Origin of the sequence: Exiguobacterium sp. SH31 (genome assembly GCF_001816105.1) — a bacterium.
In the GTDB taxonomy this organism is placed as follows: Bacteria; Bacillota; Bacilli; order Exiguobacteriales; family Exiguobacteriaceae; genus Exiguobacterium; species Exiguobacterium aurantiacum_A.
Map to the genome: position 1 here is coordinate 17,638 of NZ_LYTG01000032.1, position 11,813 is coordinate 29,450.

The window sequence follows — 11,813 nt, forward strand, 5'->3', positions numbered from 1 at the left end:
GTTCATTTATTCACATAAATCTGTTATACCACGCCTCCTATGAAAATTCGAGTGACGTTCTGTTGACACTCCCCGGGCCAAACAAAAAGAAGCGCTTCGATTCTATTCAGAACCTTCACGCTTCGCGCTCCATAATCACATCGTTCCCCGCTTGTCCCGTCCCGACGAAGCCATGCTTTCTATAAAATGAAATGGCGTGCTCATTCGTCTTCTCGACGTGTAGCCGGATCAACTGCTTATGATGCTGCGCCGCCTCATCGAATAGTCTGACCAACAAGTCATGCCCGCTCCCTTTCGGCGCCTCCGGCAAGACACAGATATGGCTGATAAAGGCGATGTCCGTATCGAAGTAGGCCGCGAGGAGGCCGAGCAACCGGTCATCGTCCCACAGTTCGAACGATGTCGCCCGGTCATGCAGCTTGCGCGCATATTCGTGCAAGTCGATCCGTTCCGACAGTGCCGTCGGGAACAAGGCATCACACGCCTCGAGGTGGGCCTCGTAGTCGGCGACCGACCCGCGGCCGAGCGTGATCATACGTCCTCCAAGACGGCGACACCGAAGCCGTCGCGTCCGAAGGCGTTGCCGTTATACAACAAATACTGCCGCCCGTTCATCTCGAACACGTGCGGGTAACATTCCATTGCTGAATCCCACCCCGAGTCGCTCCGCTCGAAACCGAGCGAGGCGTCGTCGCGCGTCCACTGCATGAGGTCGTCGGAATAAGCGTAACCGAGCCGGTAGCCGCGCGTCGGGTCGTCCCGGAAGCCGAACGTGTCACGGAAACAGAACACCATGTGATAGCGGCCACCCGCCTCGAACACGGTCGGGAGCGCCTGGCTCTCGTCTTGAATCACATCATCGACGATGCGGCCGTGCCGAGTGAACGTGCGCCCGTCCTCGGACGTCGCGAGCGCGATCTTGTACGTCCGTTCGGCGACGCCGTCCGGGCCCGTCTTCCACGTCGTACCGTAAATGTAGTACATATACTGCTTGTCTTTCGTGAAGACGAACGGGTCCCCGACTAGGAACGGCTCATCGACACTCGCCGATAGCACCGGCCCATCACCAAGCCGCTCGAACGTATGCCCGTCGTCATGACTGATCGACAGGCCGATCCCCGTCTCGACCGACACCGACTCGCGTCGGCTCCAGCCGCTCGTATATCCGTACAGGCCCGCGTCCGTCTGTGTGACGTGGAACGGGAAGATGCCGTGCTCATCGAACGTGCCCAGTTTTCCGAGCGGGATGACCGGGTCGTGCGATACGGCGATCACTTCGAACGACGGTGTCATATCGACGTAACGGATATGGCTCTTGAACGTCCCGTCCGCATCCGGCTCCCGGGTCGAGAAGTAGATGCGGACGAAGTCGTCGAAGACGAGTGCTTGCGGTGATTGAGCGAACGCTGAATAGTCCCCGAAAAAGCCGTGCGGCTTGGGATCGAAAATATGCCCGAGTTTCCGCCACTTCATGTCGTTTCCTCCTTCCGCTCGGCGATGCCGAAACCGGCCCGTCCGACCTCGTTGCCGAGATAGAGCAGATAACGCTTCCCACCGGCGACGAACGTGTGTGGATAGGCGACCATCTCGTCGTCAAACCCGACTTCTGAGCGGGTGAAGCGCATGACGTCATCGTCGCGCGTCCAGTTCAACAAGTCCTGAGACGACGCATAGCCGAGTCGATACGTCCGTTCGGGATTCTTCCGGTAATCGGTCGCGTCGCGATAACAGAAGAACATATGGTACGACCCGTTCTCATAAAACACGTCTGGGCTCGCCTGTGCCTCGTCCGGGACGATGCTCTCGATCAAGTCGCGCTCTTGTTTCACCCAGTTCACGCCGTCGGCTGACGTGGCGAGACGGATCTTGTACACCGGTTCCGGTTTGCCCTCGTGCATGAGCCACTCTCGGCCCGCGATGTAAAACAAGTACCACACGTCTCCAAAGCGTCGGATTTTCGGCCCGCTCAAGACGAACGGTTCATCGAGCGTATACGACAAAACCGGTCCCGGCCCGACCCGTTCGAACGTCTTGCCACCGTTTTGACTCACTGCTTTACCGACATTGACGTTGAACGGGACCGACGTACAACGTGTCCAACCCCCGTAGTAGGCGTGTACCTCGTCACCGACGTCGATCGTCGAGAACGGATAGATGCCGAACTCGTCGAACGTGCCCCGCTCCCCGAGTGCAAGCACTGGCTGTTCGCTCACACGTAAAATCGAAAAGTCTCGTTTATCGACGTCGACGTAAGCGCTATAGCTGACGTAGCGACCATCGATTGGTTTCGGCCGGCAACTGAAATAGATACGTAAATACGTATCGCGCTCGAGCACGGACGGCGCTTGCGCGAATGCATCCATCCAATCGATGTCGGTATCCCGTTGCGGACTGAACAGCAAGCGCCGGTTCGTCCATTCGTACGTCGTCTTCGTCGTCTCAGCCATTCCCCGTCACCCTTTCGCGTACATCTTGTCGTAGTAGTGTGCATAATCCCCGGAAACGATGTGGTCGATCCAATCAGGATGCGTGACGTACCAGTCGACCGTCTCCCGCAAGCCTTGGTCGAACGTGTAGGCCGGACGCCATCCGAGCTCGGTCGTTATCTTCGTGTTGTCGATCGCGTAGCGGCGGTCGTGCCCGGGACGGTCGGTGACGAATGTGATCTGGGAGTCATCTTTACCGAGCAGTTCTAAAATTAAGCGGACGATCGTCACGTTCGCTTGTTCATTGTTGCCACCGATGTTATACACGTCGCCGTCGCGTCCCCGCTCAGCGACCGTCCAAATCGCCACGCAATGGTCTTTGACGTGGAGCCAGTCACGGATCTGTTGACCGTCACCGTACACCGGGAGCGTCTCCCCGCGCTCGGCGCGTTGGATCATGAGCGGGATCAGCTTCTCGGGGAATTGGTATGGCCCGTAATTGTTGCTGCAACGCGTAATATTGACCGGGAGGCCGTACGTCTCGTGATAGGCTCGGACGATGAGGTCGGAGCTCGCTTTCGAGGCCGAGTATGGACTGTTCGGGGCGAGCGGGGTCGTCTCGGTGAAGAGCCCGTCTGGCCCGAGCGTCCCGTACACCTCGTCGGTCGAGACGTGGACGAATTTGACGCCTTCCGAATAGTCACGTGAGTGTTTATCATCAGGACGTAAATTCCAGTGCCGCTTCGCCGCGTCTAACAGCACTTGTGTCCCGAGCACGTTCGTCGTCAAGAACACGTCCGGTTCGACGATGCTCCGGTCAACGTGCGACTCGGCCGCGAAGTGGATGACGCGCGTCACGTCATACGTCGCAAACACGCTTTCGACCGTCTCGCGGTCCCGGATGTCACCTTTGACGAACACGTAACGCGGGTCGTCGATGTCTTGTAGCGTCTCGAGGTTACCGGCGTACGTGAGCGCGTCAAGGTTGACGATACGCCACTGCTCGTTTTCCAGAAGCATCTTTATGAAGTTTGATCCGATGAACCCGGCTCCGCCAGTTACGAGTAAAGTCTTCATCTTCGACACGCTCCTCTTCAAGAAGTGATAGGATGTACTGCCCGTAATCCGTCATCTTTAACGTTTGGCCGATATCGCGGAGTTCGTCTGACGTGATGAACCCGCGGCGCCAGGCGATCTCCTCGAGACAGGCGATATAGTAACCTTGCCGCTCTTGCACTGTCTGGACGAACACCGACGCCTTGATCATACCTTCTGGCGTCCCCGTATCGAGCCACGCCATCCCGCGTCGGAACAAGACGACGTTCAAATCACCGGCCTCTAGGTACATCTGGTTGATCGAGGTGATCTCGAGCTCGCCGCGCGGGGACGGTTGTACTTGTCTCGCGTACTCGACGACACGGTTGTCATAGAAGTAGAGACCAGGTACGGCATAATTCGACTTCGGCTGCGCCGGTTTCTCTTCGATCGAGATGACGCGGCGATTATCGTCGAACTCGACGACACCGAACGCACGTGGGTCCTTGACCGGATACCCGAACACGGTCGCCCCCGTCTCGCGTTGTTTCGCGTCACGTAAGAACTGCGTCAAATCCTGTCCATAAAAAACGTTATCTCCGAGGATGAGGCAGACCGAGTCGTCACCGATAAAGTCCGCACCGAGGATGAAGGCGTCGGCGAGACCGACCGGTTTGTCTTGCACTTTATACGTGATCGACAACCCGAGCTGATGTCCATCCCCGAACAACCGCTCATAGCCATTGATGTCTTTCGGTGTCGAGATGAGCAGAATGTCTTGGATCCCAGCGAGCATCAAGACCGACATCGGATAGTAGATGAGCGGCTTGTCGTAAATCGGGAGCAACTGTTTCGAGACGGCTTTCGTCATCGGATAGAGCCGTGTCCCATTACCGCCTGCTAAAATGATTCCTTTCATGTCCGGTTCCCTCCTTCAATAATCACGTCACAAATCCGGTCGACCATCTCGAGCGTCATGTCCGGGTAGAGCGGCAGCGTCAAAATCCGATCCGATACGTACTTCGCGTTCGGCACGCGGGCGTCGAACGCGTAACAACTAAAATCGGTGACGAGCGGATAAAAGTACTTCCGGGCGAAGATGCCGTGCTCGGCGAGCCAAGACATCATCTCGTCGCGGCGGCGCCGGTCGCCTTTGAACAACACCGGATAGTAGGCGTAGTTCGAGACGGTGTCCGTGCCTCGGCGGTTCAAGCGAATCGTCGGGATTCCCCTGAGCCGTTCGTCATAGCGTTCGACGATAGCACGCCGTTTCATGACGTCGTGCTCGAAGCGCGGCAAGTTACAGCGCCCCATCGCCGCCTGGAACTCGTTCATCTTGGCGTTGCCCCCGACCGATTCGATTGCTTCGGGTCCGGTGATGCCAAAGTTGACGGCCTGTTCGATGGCGTCTTGGTAACTCGCTTGATTGTAAGCGAGCGCACCGCCCTCGATCGTATGGAATACTTTCGTCGCATGGAAACTGAACATGCTCATGTCTCCATATGTGGCGATGCTCCGTCCTTGATACGTGACCCCGAACGCATGGGCCGCGTCGTACAGCACTTTCAACCCGTGCCGTTTGGCGATGCGGTCGATCTCGTCGATGTGGCAGACGTTGCCGTACACGTGCACCGGAAGGATGGCCGACGTCTTGTCGGTGATGAGCGACTCTAGCTGCGAGACGTCTAGCGTATAGTCGAGCGGATTGATGTCACAAAAGATCGGCGTCAGCCCTTTTCGGACGAGCGCATGCGTCGTCGAAGCGAACGTGAACGGTGTCGTGATGACCTCGCCCGAGAGTCTGAGGACGTCGATTGCCGTCTCGAGCGCCAAATGTCCGTTCGTCAGGAGCGAGACGTGCTCTGTACCGAGCAATTCCGTCAATTCTTCTTCGAGTGCGCGGACGTGTTCGCCGCGATTGCTGAGCCAACGGCTGTCCCAGAGCGGCCGGATCATCTCTACGTACGCCTCGAACTCAGGCATCGCCGGACGTGTCACGGGGATTGGCGGCGACAAATCGCGTTTCGGTAAGTTCATCTAGTCCCTCTCCTTCTGTTAAGTCAAACTAGCGTGTAGGCGTTCAGCAACTCGCGGACTTTCGGTTTCGAATTGAACATGAGCACATCGATGATCGACAAGTTCGGTGTGAACGGTTCATTGAATTGCCGGTATGTGACCGGGTCCATCTTAATGAAGTCGAGCTTGACCCCGGATTCGGCGAACATCGCTTTATCGTATAAGGACGTGCCCCCGATCGCGTTGATGTAATGGTCCGCATTTAAATGTTCACAGATGGATAAAACAAGGTGCTCACATTTCGCATCTTTGTCGTTCGTGAGATCAGACGAATAGAGGATTGATGTGTCGAGTCCGATATAGTCACGCACCTCACTCAAGAGACACCCTAAGTAAACGGCGACGTTCCGCTCCTCGTCTTTCATGATCCGCTCGACCATCGGCATGACGTCGTCAAAGTAAGGAGCACGCTGATAGGCGTGACGGATGAGACGTAACTGGGAGTGCCGCTGCTTCGCATCAAGCACACGGTCATGCTCGTTGATCAAACGCAGTTGGGACATGTGCTCGATCGGCATTAAAATCGGCTTCGTTTTACCCTCGAGCAGGATCGTGTTGCGATGGATCCAGCCCCCTTTAATGAACTGGACATCGTCAAGGATGACGAACGTGTCGACCGCGGCCATGAGTTGGAAGTAACCGAGGTATGGAAAATAATAAGGTTGCATGATCGCCAGTTTCACATTCGTCGCCCTCCTTACGTCGCCCGTAGCGACCGAAGCCGAATCAACAGTTCGGTGACAATCGGATGACGCACCATCAAATAAGGACGAATCCGCTCTTTGCCGATGAAGCGGTCAAGGTAGCGGTCGTACCGTGGTGATTTCAAAGCGGCATAGTCTCGTCTCAGCCGGTGTAACCCGACCTCGAACGAGATCCGTGAAACCTCCATCTCTTGACGGTACTGTCCTTTCGAATACGCATCGAACGTGTCAATGAAGCGGATGAACGCCTCGTGACGCGCGATATCCCGCTCAAGGTTCCCTTCGTTCCAAAGCGTCGTCGCCGAACCTTTGACGCCGAACCGATAGACGCTCATTACTTCCGGCATATAGTAGGCGTAGCCATGACTCGCGACGTACAGTTTCATCGATCCGTCACTCGCCGGCGTATCGCTCAGCCAGTCGGGTCCGTTCACGATCAGCCCGTTCGGATACATCATCGACATCGTCGGGATGAACCCGAGCAGTTGCAGCTCACCGGCGTTATACGTCCGCGCTTCAGACGATGCGTACTTCCGGTTCTCAGGCAGCCATGGAATGACGCGCCAATCTGTATGCAACGTGTCGTCCGTCTCGACGTAGGCGTCGTGGAAGCAAAGCGTGCAGTCGGGATTTGCTTCCATATAGTCGACTTGTTTTTGCAGCTTGTGCGGGTCGGTCCAGTAGTCGTCACCGTCACAGAGGGCGACGTATTTGCCGCGGGCCCGCTCTTCGTTCAACAAGTTGATGAACACGCCTTTTGAGTACTGGTTCTCCGTCTGATAGATGACCCGGATCTTGTCGGGATGAAGACGTTCGTAACTCCGGACGATTTCAGCCGTCCGGTCCGTCGACGCATCCTCATGAATCAGGATCTCGAAGTCAAAGTCTGTCTCCTGCATGAGGAATCCTTCGATCGCCTGACCGATATACGCCTCATGGTTATACGTGATGCAGTTGATACTGACCATGATCATCGCGTTTCCTCCTCACAGCACTTCAGTTTCAGTTCGGGCGACGGTGCCTGAGTACGTGTCGGGCTGGCCCGGGTCGAACGGTTCGTTCACCCACATGAGGGTGACGAGTTCGGTCGTGCCGACGTTCTCGATGTTGTGGACGTATCCAGGCGGGATCTCGACGACTTCGAGCGTTTCCCCGCTCACATGGAACGTCATGACTTCGGTCCCGTCGACCTCGCGGAGCCGGATGACCCCTTCCCCGCTGACGACGAGGAATTGCTCATGCTTCGTGTCGTGCCAATGTTCCCCTTTTTTGACGCCGGGCTTGGCGACGTTGACCGACACTTGCCCCCGGTCCGGCGTCTTCAAAAACTCGGTGAACGAGCCGCGCGCGTCACGGTGCATCAGGAGCGGAGTCACCATCCGCTCTCTCGGTAAGTAACTTGTGTACGTACTATACAGCTGTTTTGTGAACGCGTCCGACAAGTCCGGTACGCTGTGCGCCACTCGCATCGCCTCGAACGCCTCGAGCGTCCGGACGACGTCGAGCAGGCAGATTTCATGCGCCGGGACGGTCGGATAGAGCGAGACGTCCGTCGTCAACGTGTCAAGAAACGAGGCGACGACATCATCGACGTGGGCGAGTGTGAGCAACCGGTCCGGATCGTTCACCGTGACCGTCTCGCCGCGCGAGATCTGATGACAGAACGTCGTGACGGCGCTGTTATAAAATGGACGCCCCCACTTCCCGAACACGTTCGGCAAGCGGAACACGTGGACCCGCATTTCCGAGCGTTCACTGTAGACGACGAGCACGTTTTCCGCGTCACGCTTGCTGCGGCCGTAGTCGTTGTCTTGCGTCGCCTGGATCGACGAGGCGAACACGATTGGGACCGGGTTGTATGACAATAGCTCCGTCGCGATAACCTCGGTCAAATCGACGTTACCGGTGATGAATTCGTGCGGGTCTTCCGGTCGGTTGATGCCGGCGAGATGGAAGACGAAGTCGGCCGCTCGGAGCATCCGGCTGCGTTCAGCGAAGTGCGTCTCCCGCGTGACTTTAAGGACGTTGTGTCCATGTTGTTCAAGTGCGTGTGTGAGGTGTTTTCCTAAAAAGCCGTTTGCTCCGGTGACGACGATGTCCATGATAATCCCTCCTTCCGTTGAATAGCCGGCGTGACGTGAAGCGTCACCCATTTGTCCGGATGATCGAGCAAGCGGAGCATCGTCGGCACGTCTTCAAACCGAAGGATGAGACTGCCGAGCGATTTGTTCGCCCCTTCGAAGCGTGGGATATCCGCACCGATCGCGTAGGCCAAATTCGATTTGACGATTGTGTACCCTTGGGATGCGAACGTGAGTCCGATAAAACGGCCTGGGATCTGACTGCCGAGAATGAAGTAACTCGACGGCGTCGTGACACGTTTCATTTCCAATTCGACCGGGCGTCCGAGCGCGAGGTCGATCGTCGCGCTCACCATGTCGACGCCGGTCGCCTGTTCGATGATCTGCGGGATATAGTTGCCGCCGTTACGGGGGCCGATATCAATCAAATATATTTTTCGATCAGAAACGAGAATATCAAAATTGAGTGCCCCATTCTGAAATTTGACTGCTGTGATCATACGCTGAAGTGTTTCATGGACACGTTTTTGGATTTCCTCCGAATGAACGCTTGGAAAGCTCGCAGCAATCGGTGCGTATGGATTGATCCCTTTATCATTGAAGTGACCATTCCCAAAGCACCGAAAAACGAGTTTTCCATCGATCACAAACCCGTCTCCTGCGACTTGATAGCCATCACGTTTGATGAACTGCTCGACGACGATCTCTCCGCCCGGTGACATCTCGAAGGCTGCGGCTAGCTTCTCGCGAATCTTCCTGGGCGTATCCGACGAGGTGATACGGCTAATTCCTTTACTGCCCGACGAGTCGGTTGGTTTGACGACGTACGTCCCACGCATCGTCGACAGTGCTGAAACGGCCGTCTCGAATTCGGTGAAAGCGTATGCCTCAGGCGTCGGGAAGCCGTTCTCTTTCAAGAAGGCACGGAATTTGGCTTTATTCGTCAACGTCTCGACCGTCTGGAACGGGTTCGTGACGAGTCCGAGTGCTTCGCCGACGTAAGCCGCGGTCCGAGCGGCCGGGTCGGACGCGTAGGCGAGAATCCCATCGATTTTCTCTTCCTGTGCCAATTCGAGCACGCGATCCCGGTCGAGTGTGCTGACGCAATAATAGCGATCAGCGACGTGACGCCCCGGGTTGTCCGGCAAGTAATCGCATAAAATCGTGAAAATCCCTTTCTCTTTCGCTTTCAAAATAACTGGCGTTTGGTGCATGGCTCCTCCGAGTAACATGAGCTTCATCATGTTGTTAATCTCCTTTGTCGTCAGATGAGATTAGCTTGTGCGATTAAATCCCGATACGTTAAAGCAGTACTAGAATTTCGTCGATGCTCGACGTTTTGCTTTGAAAGGGCCCCATGTATTTCGAGAAGTTCCGGTACTTCTAGATAGTTCCGGAGTGACGCCTCGAGCGACTCCGCGGTCGGCTCACATTTGAAACAGTTCTCACCTTCCTTTAAATGACGCGACACGTTGTCAACGTGTCGACTGACGATCGTTCCCATACCCGAGGCACACGCTTCAATGATGGTGATGTTGCCATTGGAATAAGTAGCTGGCAGCACGAGGATATCTGATTCGCGATAGACGAGATGCATGTTGTCCCACGCGTCGATGTCATCTAAGAACGTCACACCTTCGAGGTCATGCTCCTTGATGTAGTCACGACACGCCTCGTATAAGTGTCCATCGCGATTCAATGCGAGCGACAGGTTCGGGTAGTCTCGTTTCAAGGCTCGATACGCTTCTAGGGCGACGAGCGGTTGGTAGCGATCGATGAGCCGGTTCCCGAACAAAATCCGAATCGGGTCACCTCGCCGTTTCACACGAAGCGGATGGTCGAAATAAACCTCAATATCGATTGGATATGGTGCATTGACGACTTGTTTATCAGTAAATCCGAACTCACGAACGAACTGATCACGTGCGACTTGTCCCATTCCGAAGATGAGGTCAGCTCCAGCAAACATGTGATGCAAGATTCGTGTCTTCCATTTCGCATTGACTCGTTCGAGCAACTTGTCCGAAGCGTTATCCTCGTTTGACACGTCCCGAATCGGCTCGCTCAAGACGACGACTTTACTTCCTTTTCGTTTCGCAATCTTCAAGATGAGCGAATGAAGCGGTGTGAAACCTCCAAGCAAAATAATATCCGGCTCAAATCGATTGAGTTGTTTAAACACATCAAAGGAGACGTAATTAAGTGGCCCAATAAATCGTGAACCGGATAGAACTCGGCAGCGATCACCGAGCGGGACTTTCCACCAGTCGGGACGCCGGGCAGTCAATTGGTCATAAAACCAAAACTCGGTATCGAAATGTTCTTGGAGCGCGTAGCAGAACTTGACTTGATACGGGGCGGCGATGTTCGTGATGAAGACGAGCCGTTGTTTCATCAGACTCACCTCACCCGATCCGCTTCGTCGAGCTCAGCACGTGCCAAGCTGCGAGTTCTGCTTGAATGTAGGGCAGCGTCAACAACAGCCGTTTCACGTCTTCTACGCCGAGCTGTTCGGTGTTGTTCGAGTTGTACTCGCCTTGGACCGTCAGCTCCCTGCTGCCTTCACTGAAGTATTTATCGTAGTTGAGATCACGGTTATCGGCCGGGACACGGAAGAAACCGCCCATATCTTCAGCGAGGACGTGTTCTTCACGTGTCATGAGCGTCTCGAACGTCTTCTCGCCGTGCCGGGTGCCGATGACTTTGACCGGATTGTCGACTTGGAACAATTGTTTGAGCGCCTCGGCGAGGTCACCAATCGTCGAAGCCGGTGACTTTTGGACCATGATGTCGCCCGCGTGCGCATAATTGAAGGCGAACACGACGAGTTCGACCGCGTCACTGAGACTCATCAAGAACCTGGTCATGAGCGGGTCGGTCACGGTGAGCGGTTCCCCGTTTTTGATCTGTTCGACGAAGAGCGGGATGACCGAGCCGCGGGACGCCATGACGTTTCCGTAACGGGTGCCGCAGATGAGCGTCTTGTCCGGACCGACGGCGCGCGCCTTGGCGACGAACACTTTTTCCATCATCGCTTTCGAGATGCCCATCGCGTTGATCGGATAGGCCGCCTTGTCGGTCGACAGGCAGATCACTTTCGCGACACCGGCGTCGACGGCAGCGTTCAAGACGTTCTCGGTGCCGAGGATGTTCGTCTTGACGGCTTCGATCGGGAAAAACTCGCACGACGGGACTTGTTTGAGCGCCGCGGCGTGGAACACGTAATCGACGCCGTACATCGCGTTCTTGACGCTATTCGAATCGCGCACGTCACCGATATAAAATTTTAGTTTGTCATCGTTGTAGCGCTTGCGGATGTCTTCTTGTTTTTTCTCGTCGCGTGAGAAGATTCGGATTTCTTTAATGTCCGTATGGAGGAACCGTTCCATGACGGCGTTGCCGAACGAGCCGGTCCCGCCGGTGATGAGCAAAGTCTTATTCGAAAACATGATCGAGTCTCCTTTCTAATCTGCATTGTCTAAGAGGTCAGG

12 protein-coding genes are annotated in these 11,813 nt (G+C 55.6%); all 12 read right to left on the reverse strand.

The genetic code is table 11. The annotated features are described in order from the left end of the window. Nucleotides 1-115 precede the first annotated feature (115 nt). The 12 genes from A6395_RS05405 to A6395_RS05460 are packed head-to-tail and all read right to left on the reverse strand — an operon-like array spanning nucleotide 116 to nucleotide 11,771. Nucleotides 116-535, reverse strand: coding sequence for a GNAT family N-acetyltransferase (locus tag A6395_RS05405; RefSeq protein ID WP_071398211.1), 420 nt, complete (start codon nucleotides 533-535; stop codon nucleotides 116-118). Further along, nucleotides 532-1,473 carry a glycoside hydrolase family protein gene (locus tag A6395_RS05410; RefSeq protein WP_071398212.1) on the reverse strand — a complete coding sequence of 314 codons (942 nt, stop codon included), beginning with the start codon at nucleotides 1,471-1,473 and terminating at the stop codon, nucleotides 532-534. Before A6395_RS05410 ends, A6395_RS05405 begins: the two co-directional genes overlap by 4 nt. Further along, the gene (locus A6395_RS05415) at nucleotides 1,470-2,447 is read right to left on the reverse strand and encodes a glycoside hydrolase family protein (RefSeq protein WP_071398213.1); all 978 of its coding nucleotides are present in this window, start codon (nucleotides 2,445-2,447) and stop codon (nucleotides 1,470-1,472) included. The genes A6395_RS05410 and A6395_RS05415 overlap by 4 nt, the downstream gene beginning before the upstream one ends. Nucleotides 2,448-2,453: 6 nt before the next feature. Then, nucleotides 2,454-3,503, reverse strand: coding sequence for a dTDP-glucose 4,6-dehydratase (rfbB, locus tag A6395_RS05420; RefSeq protein ID WP_071398214.1), 1,050 nt, complete (start codon nucleotides 3,501-3,503; stop codon nucleotides 2,454-2,456). Continuing rightward, complete coding sequence (rfbA, locus tag A6395_RS05425; protein ID WP_071398215.1) at nucleotides 3,406-4,380, reverse strand: glucose-1-phosphate thymidylyltransferase RfbA; 975 nt, start codon at nucleotides 4,378-4,380, stop codon at nucleotides 3,406-3,408. The genes rfbB and rfbA overlap by 98 nt, the downstream gene beginning before the upstream one ends. Further along, on the reverse strand, nucleotides 4,377-5,498 hold the full coding sequence (locus A6395_RS05430; RefSeq protein ID WP_071398216.1) for a DegT/DnrJ/EryC1/StrS family aminotransferase: 1,122 nt from the start codon (nucleotides 5,496-5,498) through the stop codon (nucleotides 4,377-4,379). The genes rfbA and A6395_RS05430 overlap by 4 nt, the downstream gene beginning before the upstream one ends. 23 nt (nucleotides 5,499-5,521) lie before the next feature. After that, nucleotides 5,522-6,220 carry a WbqC family protein gene (locus A6395_RS05435; protein WP_071398217.1) on the reverse strand — a complete coding sequence of 233 codons (699 nt, stop codon included), beginning with the start codon at nucleotides 6,218-6,220 and terminating at the stop codon, nucleotides 5,522-5,524. 14 nt (nucleotides 6,221-6,234) lie between these two features. After that, the gene (locus tag A6395_RS05440) at nucleotides 6,235-7,215 is read right to left on the reverse strand and encodes a glycosyltransferase family 2 protein (protein ID WP_071398218.1); all 981 of its coding nucleotides are present in this window, start codon (nucleotides 7,213-7,215) and stop codon (nucleotides 6,235-6,237) included. A gap of 12 nt (nucleotides 7,216-7,227) precedes the next feature. Next, the gene (locus tag A6395_RS05445; protein WP_071398219.1) at nucleotides 7,228-8,343 is read right to left on the reverse strand and encodes a polysaccharide biosynthesis C-terminal domain-containing protein; all 1,116 of its coding nucleotides are present in this window, start codon (nucleotides 8,341-8,343) and stop codon (nucleotides 7,228-7,230) included. Further along, nucleotides 8,307-9,566 carry an ATP-grasp domain-containing protein gene (locus A6395_RS05450; RefSeq protein WP_071398220.1) on the reverse strand — a complete coding sequence of 420 codons (1,260 nt, stop codon included), beginning with the start codon at nucleotides 9,564-9,566 and terminating at the stop codon, nucleotides 8,307-8,309. The genes A6395_RS05445 and A6395_RS05450 overlap by 37 nt, the downstream gene beginning before the upstream one ends. Before the next feature lie 20 nt (nucleotides 9,567-9,586). Then, nucleotides 9,587-10,717: a glycosyltransferase family 4 protein gene (locus tag A6395_RS05455; protein ID WP_071398221.1), complete on the reverse strand. Its 1,131-nt coding sequence runs from the start codon at nucleotides 10,715-10,717 to the stop codon at nucleotides 9,587-9,589. A gap of 10 nt (nucleotides 10,718-10,727) precedes the next feature. Beyond that, a complete protein-coding gene (locus tag A6395_RS05460; protein ID WP_071398222.1) occupies nucleotides 10,728-11,771 on the reverse strand; it encodes a polysaccharide biosynthesis protein in 1,044 nt (347 codons plus the stop codon). Nucleotides 11,772-11,813 lie beyond the last annotated feature (42 nt).

What these genes read in the sequence shown, in the direction of transcription:
- rfbB (WP_071398214.1), bottom strand. Translation starts at nt 3,503, where the DNA reads ATGAAGACTTTACTCGTAACTGGCGGAGCCGGGTTCATCGGATCAAAC.
- A6395_RS05410 (WP_071398212.1), bottom strand. Translation starts at nt 1,473, where the DNA reads ATGAAGTGGCGGAAACTCGGGCATATTTTCGATCCCAAGCCGCACGGC.
- A6395_RS05440 (WP_071398218.1), bottom strand. Translation starts at nt 7,215, where the DNA reads ATGATCATGGTCAGTATCAACTGCATCACGTATAACCATGAGGCGTAT.
- A6395_RS05450 (WP_071398220.1), bottom strand. Translation starts at nt 9,566, where the DNA reads ATGATGAAGCTCATGTTACTCGGAGGAGCCATGCACCAAACGCCAGTT.
- A6395_RS05405 (WP_071398211.1), bottom strand. Translation starts at nt 535, where the DNA reads ATGATCACGCTCGGCCGCGGGTCGGTCGCCGACTACGAGGCCCACCTC.
- A6395_RS05455 (WP_071398221.1), bottom strand. Translation starts at nt 10,717, where the DNA reads ATGAAACAACGGCTCGTCTTCATCACGAACATCGCCGCCCCGTATCAA.
- A6395_RS05415 (WP_071398213.1), bottom strand. Translation starts at nt 2,447, where the DNA reads ATGGCTGAGACGACGAAGACGACGTACGAATGGACGAACCGGCGCTTG.
- A6395_RS05445 (WP_071398219.1), bottom strand. Translation starts at nt 8,343, where the DNA reads ATGGACATCGTCGTCACCGGAGCAAACGGCTTTTTAGGAAAACACCTC.
- rfbA (WP_071398215.1), bottom strand. Translation starts at nt 4,380, where the DNA reads ATGAAAGGAATCATTTTAGCAGGCGGTAATGGGACACGGCTCTATCCG.
- A6395_RS05460 (WP_071398222.1), bottom strand. Translation starts at nt 11,771, where the DNA reads ATGTTTTCGAATAAGACTTTGCTCATCACCGGCGGGACCGGCTCGTTC.
- A6395_RS05430 (WP_071398216.1), bottom strand. Translation starts at nt 5,498, where the DNA reads ATGAACTTACCGAAACGCGATTTGTCGCCGCCAATCCCCGTGACACGT.